General features: G+C 58.4%; 19 protein-coding genes. 4 read left to right on the top strand and 15 right to left on the bottom strand.

The annotated features are described in order from the left end of the window. Positions 1-121 precede the first annotated feature (121 nt). From gcvP to gap, 15 genes are all read right to left on the bottom strand, one after another. Positions 122-2,986, bottom strand: coding sequence for an aminomethyl-transferring glycine dehydrogenase (gcvP, locus tag RGU44_RS00460; RefSeq protein ID WP_322215165.1), 2,865 nt, complete (start codon positions 2,984-2,986; stop codon positions 122-124). 9 nt (positions 2,987-2,995) lie between these two features. Further along, positions 2,996-3,379: a glycine cleavage system protein GcvH gene (gcvH, locus tag RGU44_RS00455; protein ID WP_322178045.1), complete on the bottom strand. Its 384-nt coding sequence runs from the start codon at positions 3,377-3,379 to the stop codon at positions 2,996-2,998. Between the two features lie 335 nt (positions 3,380-3,714). Next, positions 3,715-4,101, bottom strand: a complete 387-nt coding sequence (locus RGU44_RS00450) for a hypothetical protein (RefSeq protein ID WP_322215164.1) — start codon at positions 4,099-4,101, stop codon at positions 3,715-3,717. Next, the gene (locus tag RGU44_RS00445; RefSeq protein ID WP_322178047.1) at positions 4,098-4,388 is read right to left on the bottom strand and encodes a hypothetical protein; all 291 of its coding nucleotides are present in this window, start codon (positions 4,386-4,388) and stop codon (positions 4,098-4,100) included. The genes RGU44_RS00450 and RGU44_RS00445 overlap by 4 nt, the downstream gene beginning before the upstream one ends. Beyond that, complete coding sequence (locus RGU44_RS00440; RefSeq protein ID WP_322215163.1) at positions 4,385-4,948, bottom strand: hypothetical protein; 564 nt, start codon at positions 4,946-4,948, stop codon at positions 4,385-4,387. Before RGU44_RS00440 ends, RGU44_RS00445 begins: the two co-directional genes overlap by 4 nt. A 53-nt stretch (positions 4,949-5,001) precedes the next feature. Next, the gene (locus RGU44_RS00435) at positions 5,002-5,577 is read right to left on the bottom strand and encodes a hypothetical protein (protein WP_322215162.1); all 576 of its coding nucleotides are present in this window, start codon (positions 5,575-5,577) and stop codon (positions 5,002-5,004) included. Continuing rightward, on the bottom strand, positions 5,574-6,059 hold the full coding sequence (locus RGU44_RS00430; RefSeq protein WP_322178049.1) for an Hcp family type VI secretion system effector: 486 nt from the start codon (positions 6,057-6,059) through the stop codon (positions 5,574-5,576). The genes RGU44_RS00435 and RGU44_RS00430 overlap by 4 nt, the downstream gene beginning before the upstream one ends. Before the next feature lie 125 nt (positions 6,060-6,184). Continuing rightward, a complete protein-coding gene (locus RGU44_RS00425; protein ID WP_322178050.1) occupies positions 6,185-7,693 on the bottom strand; it encodes a sigma-54-dependent transcriptional regulator in 1,509 nt (502 codons plus the stop codon). A gap of 127 nt (positions 7,694-7,820) precedes the next feature. Further along, positions 7,821-8,174, bottom strand: coding sequence for a DUF5064 family protein (locus tag RGU44_RS00420; protein WP_322178051.1), 354 nt, complete (start codon positions 8,172-8,174; stop codon positions 7,821-7,823). Between the two features lie 66 nt (positions 8,175-8,240). Continuing rightward, positions 8,241-9,170 carry a carbamate kinase gene (gene arcC, locus RGU44_RS00415; protein ID WP_322178052.1) on the bottom strand — a complete coding sequence of 310 codons (930 nt, stop codon included), beginning with the start codon at positions 9,168-9,170 and terminating at the stop codon, positions 8,241-8,243. Between the two features lie 17 nt (positions 9,171-9,187). After that, entirely contained in the window at positions 9,188-10,198 is a 1,011-nt protein-coding gene (locus RGU44_RS00410) for an ornithine carbamoyltransferase (protein ID WP_322178053.1), read from the bottom strand. Positions 10,199-10,282: 84 nt separating this feature from the next. Further along, entirely contained in the window at positions 10,283-11,539 is a 1,257-nt protein-coding gene (gene arcA / locus RGU44_RS00405) for an arginine deiminase (RefSeq protein ID WP_322178054.1), read from the bottom strand. Positions 11,540-11,572: 33 nt separating this feature from the next. Beyond that, the gene (gene arcD / locus RGU44_RS00400) at positions 11,573-13,000 is read right to left on the bottom strand and encodes an arginine-ornithine antiporter (protein ID WP_322178055.1); all 1,428 of its coding nucleotides are present in this window, start codon (positions 12,998-13,000) and stop codon (positions 11,573-11,575) included. 172 nt (positions 13,001-13,172) lie between these two features. Continuing rightward, positions 13,173-13,580, bottom strand: a complete 408-nt coding sequence (locus RGU44_RS00395; RefSeq protein WP_322178056.1) for a YbaN family protein — start codon at positions 13,578-13,580, stop codon at positions 13,173-13,175. A gap of 75 nt (positions 13,581-13,655) precedes the next feature. Further along, complete coding sequence (gene gap, locus RGU44_RS00390; RefSeq protein ID WP_322178057.1) at positions 13,656-14,657, bottom strand: type I glyceraldehyde-3-phosphate dehydrogenase; 1,002 nt, start codon at positions 14,655-14,657, stop codon at positions 13,656-13,658. Between the two features lie 221 nt (positions 14,658-14,878). On the opposite strand from gap, the gene edd reads away from it, so the two are divergent. The 4 genes from edd to RGU44_RS00370 all read left to right on the top strand — a co-directional run bounded on the left by edd (position 14,879) and on the right by RGU44_RS00370 (position 19,950). Next, positions 14,879-16,705: a phosphogluconate dehydratase gene (gene edd, locus RGU44_RS00385; protein WP_322215160.1), complete on the top strand. Its 1,827-nt coding sequence runs from the start codon at positions 14,879-14,881 to the stop codon at positions 16,703-16,705. Beyond that, positions 16,702-17,658 carry a glucokinase gene (locus RGU44_RS00380; RefSeq protein ID WP_322215158.1) on the top strand — a complete coding sequence of 319 codons (957 nt, stop codon included), beginning with the start codon at positions 16,702-16,704 and terminating at the stop codon, positions 17,656-17,658. Before edd ends, RGU44_RS00380 begins: the two co-directional genes overlap by 4 nt. 104 nt (positions 17,659-17,762) lie before the next feature. Further along, on the top strand, positions 17,763-18,500 hold the full coding sequence (locus tag RGU44_RS00375) for a response regulator transcription factor (RefSeq protein WP_322178060.1): 738 nt from the start codon (positions 17,763-17,765) through the stop codon (positions 18,498-18,500). Further along, positions 18,490-19,950, top strand: coding sequence for an ATP-binding protein (locus tag RGU44_RS00370; RefSeq protein ID WP_322178061.1), 1,461 nt, complete (start codon positions 18,490-18,492; stop codon positions 19,948-19,950). The genes RGU44_RS00375 and RGU44_RS00370 overlap by 11 nt, the downstream gene beginning before the upstream one ends. The last annotated feature ends 24 nt before the right edge of the window (positions 19,951-19,974 follow it).

Genomic DNA, 19,974 nt, shown 5'->3' with positions numbered 1-19,974 from the left:
CTTGCTCGCGATCGGACTGGCGTGGTGTCTCCGATACGCCGTAATCGCGGGCAAGCCCGCACCTACAGGGTCATGCGTCGTATCAAGGGTGGGGCTACTTTGCACAGTAGCCCCATCTCGATCAGGCGTCTTGATAGCTCTCGATGGACGGGCATGCGCAGACCAGATTACGGTCACCAAACACGTTGTCGACGCGACCCACAGGTGGCCAGTATTTGTTCTCGATCAACGAGGCTACCGGGTACACCGCTTGTTCTCGGCTGTACGGATGGCTCCATTCACCGACGATTTCAGCGGCGGTGTGCGGCGCGTTCTTCAACGGGTTGTCGTCCTTGTCCAGTGCACCGCTTTCCACTGCGCGGATTTCTTCGCGGATGCGGATCATGGCTTCGCAGAAGCGGTCCAGTTCTTCCCTGGATTCGCTTTCAGTCGGCTCAATCATCAGGGTGCCAGCAACCGGGAACGACATGGTCGGCGCGTGGAAGCCGAAATCGATCAACCGCTTGGCAACGTCATCGACGCTGATACCGCTGCTGTCTTTAAGCGGACGCAGATCGAGGATGCATTCGTGGGCGACAAGACCGTTGCTGCCGGTGTACAGCACGGGGTAGTGCTCTTCCAGACGACGGGAAATGTAGTTGGCATTGAGGATCGCTAGTTGCGAGGCGCGTTTAAGGCCTTCGCCACCCATCATGCGGATGTACATCCAAGTGATCGGCAGAATGCTCGCGCTGCCAAACGGCGCTGCGCTGACAGCGCCTGTTTTGCGCTCCATCGTCCCGTGGCCCGGCAAGAACGGGGTCAGGTGCGATTTGACGCCGATCGGGCCAACGCCTGGGCCGCCACCGCCGTGGGGAATGCAGAAGGTTTTGTGCAGGTTCAGGTGCGAGACATCGCCGCCGAACTTGCCCGGTGCACAGAGGCCGACCATGGCGTTCATGTTGGCGCCGTCGATGTACACCTGGCCGCCGTTATCATGGACGATCCCGCAGATCTCGCGGATGCCTTCTTCGAACACACCATGCGTCGATGGGTAGGTAATCATCAGTGCGGCGAGGTGTTCGCGGTGCTCAATGGCCTTGGCGCGCAGGTCTTCGATGTCGACGTTGCCGCGTGCATCACAGGCAGTCACGATCACGCGCATACCGGCCATGTTGGCGGTCGCGGGGTTGGTGCCGTGGGCCGACGACGGGATCAGGCAGATGTCGCGACGATCATCGCCGCGGCTCTGGTGGTAAGCACGGATCGCCAGCAGGCCAGCGTATTCGCCCTGGGAACCGGCGTTAGGTTGCAGCGAGATGGCATCGTAACCGGTCGCGGCGCAGAGCATCGCTTCCAGTTCGTCGGTCAGTTGCTGGTAGCCCAGGCTTTGCTCGGCGGGTGCGAAGGGGTGCAGATTGCCAAACTCGGCCCAGGTGATCGGGATCATTTCGCTGGCGGCATTGAGCTTCATGGTGCATGAGCCCAGCGGAATCATGGTGCGGTCCAGTGCCAGGTCCTTGTCGGCCAAACGACGCAGGTAACGCATCAGCTCGGTTTCGGAGTGGTAACGGTTAAACACTGGATGGCTGAGGATCGCTGACTGGCGTAGCAACGCGGCAGGCAGGCGTGATTCTACGCTGCTGGCCAACGCATTGAAGTCCGGCAGGCTTTGCCCGTTAGTGGCGAACAGCTGCCACAGGGTTTCGACGTCGGCCTGTTGGATAGTTTCGTCGAACGACAGACCAAGGCGCTGAGCATCGATTTCACGCAGGTTAATCTGTTGGGCGCGGGCTTTGACGTGCAGCGCAGCGGTGTCGGCCCCGGTGTTCAGGGTCAGGCTGTCAAAAAAGAACGCCTGATCAACGTTCAAGCCCAACTGCTTCAAGCCCTCGGCGAAGATCGCGGTCAGCTGGTGCGTACGCTTGGCGATTTGTGTCAGGCCGCGTGGCCCGTGATAGACCGCATACATGCTGGCAATGTTGGCCAACAGAACCTGCGCGGTGCAGATGTTGCTGGTGGCCTTTTCGCGACGGATATGTTGTTCGCGGGTCTGCATCGCCAAGCGGTAGGCTGGCTTGCCATGACGGTCGATGGAAACACCGACCAGACGGCCTGGCATATCGCGTTTGAACGCATCGCGTGTCGAGAAGTAGGCCGCGTGTGGCCCACCAAAGCCCAATGGCACGCCAAAGCGTTGCGCACTGCCGATGGCCACGTCTGCGCCGAACTCACCCGGAGGGGTCAGCAAGGTCAGGGCCAGCAAGTCGGCAGCCACGGCGACCAGGGCATGAACGGCGTGGAAACGTTCGACCAGTTCGCGGTAATCGAACAGGTCACCGTTGCTCGCCGGGTACTGCAGCAGGGCACCGAAATACTCGCTGACATCGCTCAGCTCGTTTTCGTCTGCAACGACGACAGTGATGCCCAGCGGTTCGGCACGGGTGCGCAGTACATCAAGGGTCTGCGGGTGGCAATGGCTGGAGGCGAAGAACAGGTGGCTGCTTTTGTTCTTGCTCAAGCGTTTGCAGAACGTCATGGCCTCGGCGGCGGCGGTGGCTTCATCGAGCAACGAGGCGTTGGCGATGGGCAGGCCGGTAAGGTCGCTGATCAAAGTCTGGAAATTCAGCAGCGATTCCAGTCGACCTTGGGAAATCTCCGGCTGATAGGGGGTGTAAGCGGTGTACCAAGCCGGGTTTTCCAACAGGTTGCGCAAAATCGGTGCCGGGGTGTGGCAGTTGTAATAGCCCTGGCCGATGTAGGTTTTGAACAGTTGGTTTTTGCTGGCGATGGCTTTGATCGACGCCAGGGCATCAGCTTCGCTTTGCCCGGCGGACAGGTCCAGAACACTGGTGTTCTTGATGCTGTCCGGGATGACGCTGGCGCTCAGCGCTTCCAGGGAGTCGAAACCCAGGGTCGCGAGCATGGCTTTTTCATCCGCCTGACGTGGGCCGATGTGGCGCGCAATAAACTCGTTGGCGGTGCTCAATTCGATACGGTCAGTCATGTTGGCTCCTCAGGCTTCAGCGCTGGCTTTGATCAGGCGGTCGTAAGCGTCCTGATCGAGCAAACTGTCGATGGCGCTGGCGTCTTCAGGGATGAAGCGGAAGAACCAGCCGGCGCCCAGTGCGTCTTCGTTGACCAGTTCAGGCGTCGCTTCGAGCGCTGCGTTGACTTCGACCACTTCGCCGGTGAGCGGCATGTTGATACTGCTGGCAGCCTTCACAGACTCAACCACCGAGGCTTCAGCGTGTTGTGTGTAAGTCTGCAATTCAGGAAGTTGCACGTACACCACATCACCCAGCGACTCTTGCGCGTAGGGCGTAATGCCGACGGTGACGCTGCCATCCGCTTCGGTACGCAGCCATTCGTGGTCGACGGTGAATCGCAACTCGCTCATAAAAACTCCTCAAGGGGCAAAAGCTCACGGCGCGCATGAGCGTAATGAGGAAAGACCATAGCAAGTTTGCGGCCAATATTATTTAGTCGATATATATCAATGACTTATATATATATTTTGATGGCGAGGGGATAGGTGCTGTAGCGAAATCGTTACGGTTGGAGCGCGATAAAAAAGGCTTACAGGATCAAAGCCTTGCACACGGGGGGTGTCCGGAAGCTGTAGCGAAACCGTTCCGTTGTAGCGTTTTCGGTACAGGTTGATGGCCGTTCGCAGCTCAAGGAACTGACTTGTCTGCGAAGGTGGCCTGTCTGGTACGCCGTGTACCCGATAGGTTACACAAGACCAAATTCGACTACTGCAACCATTCCAAACAATACCAATAGAGGCACGCAGCCGCCCCAGTGCAATACAATCAATTTACGTTTAAGGTCGGCAGGGAAGCTCTTTAAATCCTCAGCGCTAGCCCCTCCATCGCGGAGATAGAGACGAGGGACGGTCATTAGTCCCATTATTGCACCCAGTACAAACAACCTTCCCGCAGGGCCGCCATTCTTAAATGGGGCTCTGATCATAACGGCGGGACAGTTCTTCAAGTGGTCCAGCATCATATCCATTTTGGTGTAGGCGAGATGTAGCGCAATACCAAGGAAAACGAACACACCTGCAAAGCCACTTAAGCTGACACAGAGGAAAACTTTGTCAGCGGTACTCACGCTCATTGAGTGACCTCGTAAATAATTTCACCTGTCTTTTCACCAATCTTGCCGAGGGCAAGCCCAGCTGCCAAAGAACCACCTCCGACTACCACAATGCCGCATACAAGCGTTCCTACCCAAGCAGTGGGCACCCCGAGAGCAACACAGATAGCGCCAGTCCCAGCAGCGCCTAAATACGCACCAACGGCAGCACCCCCTGTAACCCCGCCGATAAAACCTCCGCCTTCGGTGTATTTCACTTTTTCGCAAGCCTCGGCATTGCCAGCTGTGCACACGTCTTGAACTTTCATGTACGAGGCGCCACCGCCGACGGCGGTGCCGATCCAGCCACCGTTTTGACGTACTGGGAAGCCTTGGCCACGGCGCCTATGCGGGTGGCGTAGCCGGGATTCTGGCCGAATCCGCCCGCTCGCCCCGCACGATGCACCAGGCTGCGACTGGAGATACCCAAGGCGCTTTTCAGCTTCGGGTGGTCGGGTAAGCCGATGCTTTTTTTGGTCAGCGAGGTAAGTTGGGTATCGAGTTGGGTAAACAGGCGCTTGCGGTCGGCAAAGAACTCCGCTGAGCGCAGGTGTCCATGTTGCTCAAAGGTGCGCGTATGCAAGGCCTCTATCTCCTGCAGCAGAAATTTCACATCGGCCAGGTGCTTGGCGAAAATCGACTCGCCAATGCCGATCGCGGTGGCGCCGTGCGTGAGGAAGGATTCGATTTCGTCACGGTGGCGGGCCATGAAATCGGCCTCTTCCGGGCTAAGGTCCGCCAACGCCTGATTCACCCTGCGTGCCGTTTCCATCAGCAGCGCTTCTTCGCGGGTGCATCGTGGATTTTCGGGATCGCTTAGCACGATCATCTGCCCCGCTTTTACCTGATCCAACCCAGGGTTAAGGGCCCTGAATTTGGCAATCACGGCCGGGTTGCGTGAGGTGAACAGCTGCGCTTCCAGCTGTTCCGCCGTTGTGCTCTTGGGGACGATGTAGAACCCTGGGTCGTGTAGCTCGATGGGCTCTGGCCATTGTTCTCGGGGGAAAAACTTATACGTTTCGACGGGAGGTGGCGGGGCTGCCGCTTGTGTTGTGCGCTGAGCCTTCTCATCAGGCGTGTTGAGGTGTTGAGGTGTTGAGCATGGACAAAGCGCAATAAGCGCTCGGGGTCAGGTTGTAATACGGGTTGGGTGAGTCGATATACCGGGATGCGCTTGACCGCATCGCTTATTGCAACCTGGCCGTTGCGCGCCACGGCCTGCGCCTGGTTTGACAGGTCGTTCCGTTCTTGCAGCAGTGCCTGTATGCCTTGTTCGGGGGTTTTATGGCCGAGCTCGACATCATCGACAATGCGCTTTGCGTAATAGGCCACTTCTCTATTGAAGTGCACACGCGGCATGCCGTGGCTAAGGTGGCGAGCGCTGAGGCTATGGGCTTGCGCCAGCACTTGGCCCGCAGCTTGATGGACATCCCAGAGGTCATAACGGTTGGGGTTCATCCCTCTTCACCCCAAAAGCTATAACCGCTGGTCCCGGCCAAGTGGTGCCTCCAGGTGATTTCACGGTAGCGAATAGCGACGTGTTCTTGAGGTTCTGCGTCCGATTGTAAAATGACATGCGGCATATCAAGCGTCAGGTCAGCGATAATCCCGCCACTGATCGACACTGAATAGAATTTTTCCTGGGTGCCAACGGGAGATACGCGGTAGAAACTGATCGTACCGTTTATTTCTTCTCTGTTTGAGAGCGCTTGAGCGAGTAACGGTGACGATTTATCAACGTTTTTGGTGATGATGATTGGGTGGTGGGTTGGCCTGTCGATATTTCCAATATTGGCCATGGTGTGGTTGTAAGACAGCACCATTATTTCGTCGGTATGGTCTGGCTGATATTTGTTGCCCATGGAATCCTGAGTTGAGCAGCTCGCTGAAATCAGTCCTTGAGTCTTACCTGTCAGGGGCATGTAACCGTGATTAGCCATACGTGCCAGTCCTTTTTTTCGTCGACTGGACAGTCTATTGCCAAGGGGGATAGGCCGGCTGTAGGACGCTTCCGAATATAGCGAAGGGGGCTGCGGAAACGCCCCTTGACCACACGCGTCGGGGCTTAGCCCTTTCCCGGAATCCCGTACTTGCGCAACCGATGGGCGATGGCGGTGTGGGAGGTTTGCAGGCGGGCGGCGAGTTGGCGGGTGGAGGGGTAGCTGATGTAGAGCTTTTCCAGCAAGGTTTTCTCGAAGTCCTCGACCGCCTGTTCGAGGCTGTCGATTTCGCCGTCGCTTTGTCGGGCGACGGACGTGCCGGCAATGTCCAGATCGCCGATATCCACCAGCGTGCTTTCGCAAATAGCTGCTGCGCGGAAGATCACGTTCTGCAACTGGCGCACGTTACCCGGCCAGCGGTTACCCAGCAGTGCGGGGTAAGTGCCCGGCGTCAGGCGGCAAATCGGTCGTTGGATCTGAGCGCAGGCCTGCTCCATGAAATAGCGCGCCAGCAGCAGGATATCCTGCCCGCGATCGCGCAGCGGCGGCACTTCCAGGTTGAGTACGTTCAGGCGATAGAACAGGTCTTCGCGGAAGGTGCCTTCGTTGACCATTTTTTCCAAGTCGCGATGGGTCGCGCTGAGAATCCGCACGTTGACCTTCACTTCACGATCCCCTCCGACGCGGCGGAAACTGCCGTCATTCAGGAAGCGCAGCAGCTTGGCCTGCAGGTACGGTGACATTTCGCCGATTTCGTCGAGAAACACCGTGCCGTGGTTGGCCAGTTCCATCAGCCCTGGTTTGCCGCCACGTTGTGCCCCGGTGAAGGCACCTGGGGCGTAACCGAAGAGTTCGCTTTCGGCGAGGTTTTCCGGCAGCGCCGCGCAGTTGAGCGCAAGGAAAGGGGCGCTATTGCGGGTACTGATGGCATGGCAGGCACGCGCGACCAACTCCTTGCCGGTTCCTGTTTCGCCTTGAATCAGCAGCGGCGCATCGAGGGCTGCCACGCGCAGGGCGCGGGCCTTGAGGGTACGAATCGGTGGTGACTCGCCCAGTAATGCATCGAAACCTTCGGCATGGTCATGGTGCAGCGCCGCCAAGCGTTCGCCAATCCGGCTCGGTTGGTACAGCGTCAACAGCGCGCCTGCGTCGGTGATCGGGGTGGCGTCGAGCAGTAAAACTTCGCCGTTGAGCGTGACTTCGCGCAACGGTAAACGAAAGCCGTTTTCCAGTAATGCGGTTTGCAGGCCGGGGTCGGCGAACAGCTCGGCGACGGATTCACCTTCAGGTTCGCGTCCGCACAGCGCAATCAGCGCCGGATTGGCCAGCAGCACATGACCAGCGCTGTCCAGGGCCAGGACCGGGTCGGTCATGGCGGCGAGCAAGGCATCAAGTTGCAGGTGGCGACGCTGGCCGGGAAGGATGTCCACCACGGTGATCGCTTCGACACCGCGCACCCGGAACAACGCATCCTTCAGCTCTTCGAGCACTTGCGGGCTGAGTGTCGGGGCATCGATGTAAACGTTCGGCGGCACCATCTCCACGGCGTCCAGGTTCAGATTTCGCCCGCCCAGAATAGCCAGCACTTCCTGGGTGATACCAACGCGGTCGATAAAACAGACGTGAATACGCATGGGCTACTAAAGGTTCTGGACCGCGGGGGCCGCAATTATGCCAGCAAATGGGTCAGCGGCGTGTCAGGTCGTCCGTGTCACTGGCATTGCCAGGCATATTCGCGAGAGGCGTTCCTGGCCATGGAGGTCATTCCAGATGTTCTGGCATCACCGGATCACCAGGCTTGGCGTCGAGCAGTTGCCGAATGTGTTCGAACATGGCGTCGTATTGTCCATGCATCGAGCGCAGGTCCGCAGCCTTGGGCATGCCGTGTTTGACCGCGATATGAAAGGCTTCGCTGGCAAAGTTGTAGGCCATGTCCTTTGGCAGTTCGAATTCGTCCTTGAACGCAGCGCCATTGATCTCGCCCTCCATGAAGAAATGCATGGCCGTGCCTTGCGTGGGGGCCTGTCGCACTTCGTAGCGGATGTGGATGTCATAGCTGAAATCGGTGGGTTGCAGTGCAACGCGAGTGATGTGCAGATGACCGGGTTCGAACATGTGCATTGCTCCTTCGCTGGACGAAACGATAAGTGTCGGGATAGACCTCGCGGCCTATCCCAAGGTTCATTTATAGATAATGCCAGGTGTGGCACTGCTGATTCGCGTGCCGGCGTTACCGTTGACGATGTCTTCGATATCTTCCAGTGATCCAATCACCGCGACCTTGCCGGTATTGCGGGCGAAGGTGCAGGCTGCCTGCACTTTAGGGCCCATCGAGCCTGCGGCAAAGCCCAGTTTTTCCATCTCGTCAGGGTGGGCCTGGGCGATAGCCTTCTGGGTGGGCTTGCCCCAGTCGATAAACGCGGCGTTCACGTCGGTGGCAATCACCAACAGATCACTCTCCAGTTGTTCCGCGAGCAAGGCCGAGCACAGGTCTTTGTCGATCACGGCTTCGACACCTTGTAGCTGACCGTCCTTGTCATACATCGTCGGGATGCCGCCGCCACCGGCACAGATCACGATGCTGCCTTTTTCCAGCAGCCACTTGATCGGGCGGATCTCGAAGATACGTTTGGGTTTCGGGCTTGCGACCACTCGGCGAAACTTATCGCCATCCGGGGCGATGCTCCAGCCCTTTTCCTTGGCCAGGCGTTCTGCTTCTTCTTTCGAATAGACCGGGCCGATGGGCTTGGTCGGATGCTGGAAGGCGGGGTCGTTGCCGTCTACCTCGACTTGGGTCAGCAGGGTGGCGAAAGGGACCTCGATGGGCAGAAGATTGCCCAACTCCTGTTCGATGATATAGCCGATCATGCCTTCGGTTTCAGCGCCGAGGACGTCCAGCGGATAAGGCGCCACGGCGGTGTAGGCCGATGCCTGCAAGGACAGCAGGCCCACTTGCGGGCCATTGCCGTGGGCCACCACCAGCTCATTGCCGGGGACGATTTTGGCGATCTGTTGGGTGGCGACGCGGATATTCATCCGCTGATTCTCCGCGGTCAACGGTTCGCCACGGCGGAGCAGGGCGTTACCACCCAATGCAACGACGATACGCATGGTGTTTTTCCCCAAAGTCAGATGTCAGCCAGCGCCGATACCAGGATTGCCTTGATGGTGTGCATGCGGTTTTCTGCCTGCTCAAAAGCGATGTTGGCCGGCGACTCGAAGACCTCTTCGGTGACTTCCACGCCATTGGCCAGATTCGGGTAACGGCTGGCGATGTCTTTGCCGACCTTGGTCTCACTGTTGTGAAACGCTGGCAGGCAATGCATGAACTTCACCCGTGGGTTGCCCGACGCTTTCATCATTGTGGCGTTGACCTGATACGGCAGCAGTTGTTCGATGCGCTCGTCCCACGCTTCAACCGGTTCGCCCATGGAGACCCAGATATCGGTATGGATGAAGTCCACGCCCTTGACTGCTTCCAGCGGGTCTTCAGTGATGGTGATGCGGCCACCACTTTCCTCGGCGAACGTTTTGCACTGGGCAATGAAGTCAGCGTGCGGCCACAGGGCCTTGGGTGCGCCGATGCGTACGTCCATGCCCAGTTTGGCGCCGATCATCAGCAGTGAATTACCCATGTTGTAGCGCGCGTCACCCAAGTAGGCGTAGCTGATGTCATGCAGCGGCTTGTCGCTGTGTTCGCGCATGGTCAGGGTGTCGGCAATCATTTGCGTTGGGTGGAACTCGGCGGTCAGGCCGTTGAAGACCGGCACACCGGCGAATTTGGCCAGCTCCTCGACGATTTCCTGTTCAAAGCCACGGTATTCGATGGCGTCGAACATCCGGCCGAGTACGCGGGCGGTGTCCTTCATGCTTTCTTTGTGGCCGATTTGCGACGATACCGGGTCAATGTAGGTGACGTGGGCACCTTGATCGTGGGCTGCAACTTCGAAGGCGCAGCGGGTGCGGGTCGAGGTTTTTTCGAAGATCAACGCGATGTTTTTGCCTTTGAGATGCTGCTGTTCGGTGCCTGTGTACTTGGCGCGCTTGAGGTCGCGGGACAGGTCGAGCAGGAAATGCAACTCGCGATTTGTGTGGTGCATCAAGCTCAGCAGGCTGCGGTTACGCATGTTAAAGGCCATGTTTCAGATCTCCTTGGGTTTCGGTTATCTCCCTGGCTGGCACGGGATAGGGCCAAGCCAGGGCACATGTGGGTGATCGATGTATCAGTAATCGATCGGGTCGCGCAGGATCGGGCAGGTCATGCAGTGACCACCGCCGCGACCCCGGCCGAGTTCGCTGGCGCTGATGGTAATGACTTCGACCCCGGCCTTGCGCAGCAGAGTATTGGTGTACGTATTACGGTCGTAGCCGATGACCACGCCCGGTTCCAGCGCGACCACGTTGTTGCCGTCATCCCATTGCTCGCGTTCGGCGGCGAAGCTGTTACCACCGGTTTCGACCACGCGCAGGGTTTTGAGATTGAGCGCAGCGGCCACGGTATCAAGGAAGTTGGTTTTTTCGCGACGCACGTCAATGCCGCCCGGCTTGCTGTCATCGGGGCGCAGGCTGAACGCGACGATCTGGCTGACCACTTCCGGGAAAATCGTCACCAGATCGCGGTCGCAGAAACTGAACACGGTATCCAGGTGCATCGCAGAGCGGGACTTTGGCAGACCCGCGACAATGACCCGTTCGACCGCATTGTTTTTGAACAAGTTCTGCGCCAGTTGACCAATGGCCTGATGCGAGGTGCGCTCGCCCATGCCGATCAGTACCACACCGTTGCCGATAGGCATGACATCGCCGCCTTCAAGGGTGGCGTTGCCATGATCCAGATCGGGGTCGCCGTACCAGACTTGGAAGTCGGCGTTGGTGAACTCCGGGTGGAATTTATAGATGGCGCTGGCCAGCAGGGTTTCCTGACGACGGGCAGGCCAATACATCGGATTCAGGGTCACACCGCCATAAATCCAGCAGGTGGTGTCGCGGGTGAATATAGCGTTGGGCAGTGGAGGCAGGATGAAGCTGGAGTGACCGAGGAAATCGCGGAACATTTCGATGGTCTTGCCGCCGAAGCTGGTCGGCAGATCATCGGCCGATACCCCGCCAATCAGGAATTCGGCGATCTGGCGTGGCTCCAGGCTGCGCACCCAGGCGTCGACTTCATCGACCAGGGCAACACCCACCAGGTTGGGGGAAATCTTGCGTTCGAGAATCCAGTCCAGTGCGTCTGGAAACGCGACGATGTCGGTCAGCAGGTTGTGCATTTCCAGCACTTCAGTGCCGCGCTCACGCATTTTAGTGACGAAGTCGAAGTGATCGCGCTTGGCCTGACCGACCCACAGCACGTCATCGAACAGCAACTCGTCGCAGTTAGTCGGAGTCAGGCGTTGATGCGCCAAGCCTGGTGAGCACACCATGACTTTTCGAAGTTTGCCAACTTCAGAGTGAACGCCAAGTTTGACTTTATCGGTGGACATATCTGTATTCCTCCAATGATGTACGCATGGGTGTTACAGGGTCAGGAAGCCGTCGTAGAGACCATAGGCGGCAACCAGCGCGCCGATGACCACTGCGACAAAGATCAGCTTCTCAACGTTGGTGAAAACGGGTTGGCCTGCTTCATGTTTCGCCTTGGCAAACAGGATCACCCCCGGGGCATAAAGCAGCGCCGACAGCAGCAGGTACTTCATGCCGCCGGCGTAGATCAACCAGATCGCGTAGGTCAGCGCGACGGCGCTGATAGCGAGGTCCTTCTTGCGTTCGGTCAAGGCTTGCTCATAGGTCTCGCCGCGCACCGCCAGCAACAGGGCATACGCCGCCGACCACAGGTATGGAATCAAAATCATCGAGGTGGCGAGGTAGATCAGTGACAGGTAGGTGCTGGCCGAGAACAGGGTGATGATCAGGAAAACCTGAACCAGACCGTTGGTCAGCCACAAGGCATTGGCCGGCACGTGGTTGGCATTTTCCTTTTTGAGGAACGCTGGCATGGTGCTGTCTTTGGCTGCGGCGAACATTATCTCTGCGCACAGCAGCACCCACGACAACAGCGCACCGAGCAGGGAAATAACCAGACCAACGCTGATCAGCACTGCACCCCAATGCCCTACGACGTGTTCAAGCACGGCAGCCATGGAAGGGTTTTGCAGTTTGGCCAACTCGGGCTGGGTCATGATGCCCAGCGACAATACGTTCACCAGTACCAGAAACAGCAGCACGGTGATGAAACCGATGATGGTGGCCTTGCCCACGTCCGAACGTTTCTCGGCGCGGGCGGAGAAGATGCTTGCGCCTTCGATGCCGATGAACACCCAAACGGTGACCAACATCATGTTGCGGACCTGATTCAGCACACTGCCCAGATCCGGGTTTTTAAAGCCCCAAATGTCAGCAGTGAAGATGTCCAGCTTGAACGCGAAGAGGGCGATCAACACGAACAGCAGCAACGGTACGACTTTGGCGACGGTGGTCACCAGATTGATGAACGCCGCCTCCTTGATCCCGCGCAACACCAGAAAGTGCACCGCCCACAGCAGCACTGAAGCGCCGATGATCGACGCTAGCGTGTTGCCCTGGCCAAAAATCGGGAAGAAGTAACCGAGGGTGCTGAACAGCAGAACGAAGTAGCCAATGTTGCCCAACCACGCACTGATCCAGTAACCCCACGCGGACGAGAACCCCATGTAGTCGCCGAAACCTGCCTTGGCGTAGGCGTAGACCCCACCATCAAGATCGGGCTTGCGGTTGGCCAGGGTCTGGAACACGAAACCCAAGGTCAACATACCCACCGCTGAAATGGCCCAACCGATTAAAATCGCGCCTACGTCGGCACTGACTGCCATGTTCTGCGGGAGCGAAAAGATGCCTCCCCCGATCATTGATCCTACGACAAGCGCGACAAGTGCGCCGAGCCTAAGTTTGCCGGTAGCTTGAGACATTGCGCAGCTCCATCCAGGAGAAGTAGTGCCTCAGGGTAGGTGCCATGACTGCCGCTAAATATGACGTAGGTCAACAGAGCCTCTTATGCAACGTGATTGCTAATGATGCCGTAGGCATTCCGATTGAAAATGTCGCATTGCAGCAACAGCCCATGGCAGGCGTTTAGGAGGGTTATGCATTCACGGGCTCGGGTCGCGACCAGATCCACAGGTTTCCCAGGCTCATGCCCGCGATGGCGAGGTACACCGGCCAGTGGTGTTCAAGCAGGATTAGCATGATGCTGGCACACAGCACCATGCTCAGGGTGGCGCTGATTTTCGCGCGACGGGTGATCAAACGCCCGTTGCGCCAGTTATTCAGGATGGGTCCAAACAGGCGATGGTTTTCCAGCCACGCGCTCAGGCGTGGCGAACTTTTGGTCGCAGCCCACGCGGCCAGCAGGACAAATTCGGTGGTGGGCAAGCCGGGCACGACGATGCCGATCAGCCCGATCCCTACACTGACGTAAGCAAGGATGGCAAACAAACGGCGTGAAAGGATTGACCGGTGCGGTGTTCCGGTCTTGGTCTCGAGGGGCATGAGGCGTCTGTCCATTTGACAACCCGGCCAGCTTAACAGGGCTGGCCGTGCTTGAAGCCCTCATGCAAGATGGTTTTACTGGGCGTTATGTAGCGCCAGGCAGTTGTCCAGCATGCGGTTGGAGAATGCCCATTCGTTGTCATACCAGGCCAGCACTTTCATCAGCTTGCCGTTAGCCTTGGTGTGGTTGGCATCGAAGATCGACGACAGCGGGTTGTGGTTGAAGTCGTGGGACACCAGCGGCAGGGTATTGTAGCCGAGGATTTTCGAGTGCTGACTGGCTTCTTTGAAGATCGCGTTGACTTCTTCAGCCGTGGCTTCGCGCTTGAGCTGCACGGTCAGGTCCACTAGCGATACGTTGATCACCGGGACGCGAACCGCCATGCCGTTGAGTTTGCCTGCCAGTTCCGGTAGCACCAGGCCGACGGCTTCTGCTGCACCCGTCTTGGTCGGGATCATCGACTGGGTGGCCGAACGCGCACGGTACAGGTCGGTGTGGTACACGTCGGTCAGATTCTGGTCATTGGTGTAGGCGTGGATGGTGGTCATCAAACCGCTTTCAATCCCCCATTCACGGTGCAGAATCTGTGCGATGGGCGCCAGGCAGTTGGTGGTGCAGGATGCGTTGGAAATAATCTGATGCGATTGACGCAGGATGTCGTGGTTGACGCCGTAAACCACGGTGGCGTCCGCGCCTTTGGACGGGGCCGAGACGATTACTTTGCGCGCGCCGGCAGTAATATGCGCAGCGGCTTTGTTGCGGTCGGTGAACAGGCCGGTGCATTCGAACACCACATCAATGTTTTCTGCCTTCCACGGCAGCTCTGCCGGATTGCGGATGGCGCTGACCGCGATTCGGTCACCGTTGACGGTCAGGCTTTCATGGTCGAATTTTACTGTGCCGCCAAAATGGCCATGGGTGGTGTCGAATTGCAGCAGGTGCGCGTTGATCGCGCTGTCACCTAGGTCGTTAATGGCGACGACCTGCAGGTCCTCTCGATAGCCTTGGGTATAGAGTGCGCGTAGGACATTGCGGCCAATGCGGCCAAAGCCATTGATAGCGATACGAAGCGTCATGCAGCCGTCCTCTTTTAAATTTGTTGTTGGAATTACAAGATTATTCGCATAAAAATAGAAAACAAGCCTTTTTAATGGCAATATTTTGTTTTATCTACAACGAGTAGCCCGTAAGTCCGGTTCAGATGTTCGACATCAAGCCTTTGCTCAGCCTAGGCCGCACAGTCGATAATTGGAATCACCTGAACGGGTCACCTATCCGTAAGCCTGGAGTTCATCACATGCATCCCCGCGTTCTTGAGGTAACTGAGCGGCTAATCGCCCGTAGTCGTGCGACGCGCGAGCGCTATCTGCAAATGATCCACGGCGCCGCCAGTGACGGCCCTATGCGCGGCAAGCTGCAATGCGCCAACTTTGCTCATGGTGTCGCGGGCTGCGGCACCGAAGACAAGCAAAGCCTGAAAATGATGAACGCCGCCAACGTGGCCATTGTTTCGTCTTATAACGACATGCTGTCGGCGCATCAGCCATACGAGCATTTCCCGGACCAGCTCAAACAGGCCTTGCGCGATATCGGCTCGGTCGGCCAGTTCGCCGGTGGTGTGCCGGCAATGTGTGACGGCGTGACCCAAGGCGAGCCGGGCATGGAGCTGGGCATCGCCAGCCGTGAAGTGATCGCCATGGCCACCGCCATCGCGCTGTCGCACAACATGTTCGACGCTACGTTGTGCTTGGGTATCTGCGACAAGATCGTGCCGGGCCTGCTGATGGGTGCATTGCGTTTTGGTCACTTGCCAACGCTGTTCGTGCCGGGCGGGCCGATGCCATCGGGTATCTCGAACAAGGAAAAAGCCGACGTCCGTCAACGCTACGCCGAAGGCAAGGCCAGCCGGGAAGAACTGCTGGAATCGGAGATGAAGTCCTACCACAGCCCCGGCACCTGTACGTTCTATGGCACTGCCAACACCAATCAGTTACTGATGGAAGTCATGGGTCTGCACTTGCCGGGTGCCTCGTTCGTCAACCCGTACACGCCGTTGCGCGATGCCCTGACCCGCGAAGCGGCGCACCAGGTCACGCGTCTGACCAAGCAAAGTGGCGACTTCATGCCACTGGGCGAGATCGTCGACGAGCGTTCGCTGGTCAACTCCATCGTTGCCCTGCACGCCACTGGCGGCTCGACCAACCACACGTTGCACATGCCAGCGATTGCCATGGCTGCCGGTATCAAGCTGACCTGGCAGGACATGGCGGATCTGTCGGAAGTGGTGCCGACCCTGACCCACGTTTATCCAAACGGCAAGGCCGACATCAACCACTTCCAGGCGGCGGGCGGCATGTCGTTCCTGATCCGTGAACTGCTGGAAGCCGGGCTGCTGCACGAAAACGTCAACACCATCGCCGGTTTCGGCCTGAGCCGTTACACCCGCGAACCGTTCCTCGAAGACGGCAAGCTGGTCTGGCGCGAAGGGCCTATCGAAAGCCTGGATGAAGACATCCTGCGCCCTGTTGCGCGGCCATTTTCGCCTGAAGGCGGTTTGCGCGTGATGGAAGGCAACCTCGGTCGCGGGGTGATGAAAGTCTCCGCTGTGGCGCCTGAACATCAAGTGATACAAGCCCCGGCGCTGGTGTTCCAGGATCAGCAGGACCTGGCCGACGCATTCAAGGCTGGCAAACTGGAGCGCGACTTCGTTGCGGTGATGCGCTTCCAGGGGCCGCGTTCCAATGGCATGCCCGAGCTGCACAAGATGACGCCGTTCCTTGGCGTGCTGCAGGACCGTGGTTTTAAAGTCGCGCTAGTCACCGATGGGCGCATGTCCGGTGCGTCCGGGAAGATTCCGGCAGCGATCCATGTCTGCCCTGAAGCCTTCGACGGCGGACCTTTAGCGCTGGTTCGTGACGGAGATATCATTCGCGTCGACGGCGTTAAAGGTACATTGCAGGTTCTGGTCGAGCCCGCAGAATTGGCCGCCAGAGAGCCAGCGATTGGTCTGCTCGACAACGGTGTCGGTTGTGGACGCGAGCTGTTTGGCTTCATGCGTATGGCCTTCAGCTCGGCAGAGCAGGGCGCGAGTGCCTTTACTTCGGGTCTGGAGACGCTTAAGTGAAATTGGCTTTGGTCGGTGATATTGGCGGCACCAATGCGCGTTTTGCCATCTGGGAAGACGGTCAGTTGCATTCGATCCGGGTCTTCCCGACCATCGATTACGCCAGCCCGGAAAAAGCCCTTGAGGTCTATCTCGAAGACCTGGACCTGCATCCGGGCGAAGTCGGCTCCATCTGTCTGGCGGTTGCCGGGCCGGTGGGCGGCGACGAATTTCACTTCACCAACAGCCACTGGCGCATTAGCCGCGCGGCGTTCTGTGCGCGCCTGAAGCTGGATAACCTGCTGCTGATCAATGACTTCTCTGCGATGGCGCTGGGCATGACGCGTCTGCGTGATGATGAGTACCTGACGGTCTGCCACGGCATCCCCGAGGAAGCTCGTCCACGGGTGGTGATCGGTCCGGGGACCGGGCTTGGCGTGGGCACCTTGTTGCCTCTCGCCGACAACCACTGGATGGCGTTGCCGGGGGAGGGCGGGCATGTGGATCTGCCGCTCGGCACTCCACGTGAAGCGCAGATATGGGCGCGCCTGATGACCGAGCACGAGCATGTCAGTGCCGAAACCGTGCTCAGCGGCAGTGGGTTGTTGCTCTTGTACAAGGTTAGCTGTTCGCTGGATAACATTGAGCCCACGCTTAAATCACCGGCCGCCATCACCTCGGCGGCGCTGGCAGGCGATCCGGTGGCTGCGGCGGTGCTGGAGCAGTTCTGTTGCTGGCTGGGACGGGTGGCGGGTAATAACGTGCTGACCGTCGGCGGTCGTGGCGGTGTCTATATCGTGGGCGGGGTCGTGCCGCGCTTCACCGACTTTTTCATCGCCAGCGGTTTTGCCCGGTCCTTTGCCGAAAAAGGCTTGATGAAAGATTATTTCAAGGGCATTCCAGTATGGCTGGTGACCGCCGAATACCCCGGTTTGATGGGGGCGGGTGTGGCGTTGCAGCAGGCATTTGGCTGAGGGCTGTATTGAACCTGTTGCGCTCGGCGCAGTCTGGGACCGTGTAACCTGTGCCAGGCCTCGTTCATGAGGCGCATGTTTTATTCAGAACAAGGACGATGGATGTGAGTTCAGTCAGTAAGTCGATTTTGCTGGTCGATGATGATCAGGAAATTCGTGAATTGCTGCAAACCTACCTGAGTCGTTGTGGCTTCGTCGTGCGCACGGTGGGCGATGGTGCCGGTTTTCGCCAGGCGCTCAACGAAGAACCCAGCGATCTGGTGATCCTCGATGTCATGCTGCCCGACGAAGATGGTTTCAGTCTGTGCCGCTGGGTGCGTCAGCATCCGCGTCAGTCCCAGGTCCCGATCATCATGCTCACGGCCAGTTCCGACGAAGCCGATCGGGTGATTGGCCTGGAATTGGGCGCTGATGATTATCTGGGCAAGCCTTTCAGTCCCCGCGAACTGCAGGCTCGAATCAAGGCCCTGTTGCGACGTGCGCAATTCGGCCATGAGCGTGGCGCCGGTGAGGTACTGATGTTCGATGAATGGCGGCTGGACATGGTCAGTCACCGACTCTTTCACAATGATGGCGAGGAAGTGATCCTCTCCGGTGCCGATTTTGCCTTGCTCAAATTGTTTCTGGATCGCCCGCAGCAAATCCTCGATCGCGACACTATTGGCAATGCCACTCGGGGTCGTGAACTGATGCCTCTGGAGCGCATTGTCGACATGGCTGTCAGCCGTCTGCGTCAACGATTGCGAGATACCGGCAAGGCGCCGCGGCTGATTCGTACCGTGCGTGGCAGTGGCTACCTGTTGGCTGCGAATGTCACGTCGTTGGTCAACCATGGCTACTGAAAAAGGTTGGCGTCTGCTGGTGCCGCACTCGTTGCTGGGTCGCATGCTGTTGCTGACGTTGTTGGTCGTGCTGCTGGCGCAGGGATTGTCCAGCGCGATCTGGTTGTCGCAATTGCGCGCCACGAAAATGGAAGGCTTGGTCACCAGCGCCCGCAGCCTCGCGCACTCCATGGCCGCCAGCGTCAGTTACTTCCGATCACTGCCGGTGGCTTATCGTCCGCTGGTGCTCGATCAATTGCGCAGCATGGGCGGTACACGCTTCGTCGTGACCCTGAATGACAAACCGTTGGAAATGGAAGTGCTGGGGCCGACTCCGCGCAAGACCGCAGTGCTGAACGCGGTCGATGAAGTGCTGCGTCAGCGTCTCGGCAGTGAGCCGAATATTTCGGTGAGTTTCGTGCGACCTGAAGACCTGCGGATTTTTAACGGTGGCATCAAGCTGGATGAGCTGCCGCGCTCCTGGGCGCATTACGCCTTGAGTCTGGAACCGATCAATCCGCCCGTTCTGGTCACCCAGATCGAACTGGCGGCCGGCGAATGGTTGTACATCGCTTCGTTGCTGCCCGAACCCTACACCACGCTCGAAGAGCAGGATCTGCCGGCGCAGCAGGTCTGGTTCATCGTGCTGACCAGCAGCTTTCTGTTGTTGTTTATCGGCCTGTTGGTGCATTGGCAAAGTCGCCCGCTCAAGCGTCTGGCCCGCGCGGCGCGGGAAATGTCGCTGGGTACGGTGGTCGAACCGGTCGTCGAAGGTGGGGGCAGCGAGGTGGTGGAAGTCAGCCGGGCGTTCAACGCCATGCGCGAGCGTATCAGTCGCTACCTCTCGGAACGCAGCCAGCTGTTCAGCGCGATTTCCCACGATTTGCGTACGCCCATCACGCGTCTGCGGCTGAGGGTCGAGCTGTTGGACGATGAGGCGGTGCAAGCAAAATTCAGTCGCGACCTCGACGAGTTGGAGTTATTGGTCAAAGGCGCGCTGCAATGCGTGAAAGATACGGATATCCACGAAAACATTGAACCGGTGGACCTCAATCAGGTGCTGCATTGTCTGGTCGAACCCTACCTTTCGCCAACCGGCAATGGCCGTGTCACTCAGCAGGGGAAGGCCGCCGCGTTTTATCCGGGCAAGCCACTGGCGCTCAAACGCTGCATCGGCAACCTGATCGACAACGCGCTCAAATACGGGCAGAAGGCCCACCTGCATGTCGATGACGACGCCGAAGCGTTCGTCCTGCACGTCGATGACGAGGGTCCCGGTGTGCCCGAGCAGCGCCAGGAACAAGTATTCGAGCCGCATTTTCGCCTGGCAGGCAAGCAACAACAGGGTTACGGCCTGGGCTTGGGTATTGCGCGCAATATTGCCCACAGCCATGGCGGAGAAGTGAGCCTGCAAAACCTCCGCGAAGGCGGATTGCGTGTGACCTTGCGCCTGCCGCGAACCCACGACTGACAGGCCTTTCTACGACTGTTTCCT

Source organism: Pseudomonas sp. 5C2, assembly GCF_034314155.1.
In the GTDB taxonomy this organism is placed as follows: Bacteria; Pseudomonadota; Gammaproteobacteria; order Pseudomonadales; family Pseudomonadaceae; genus Aquipseudomonas.
This window is presented reverse-complemented; position numbering and strand designations above follow the sequence as displayed.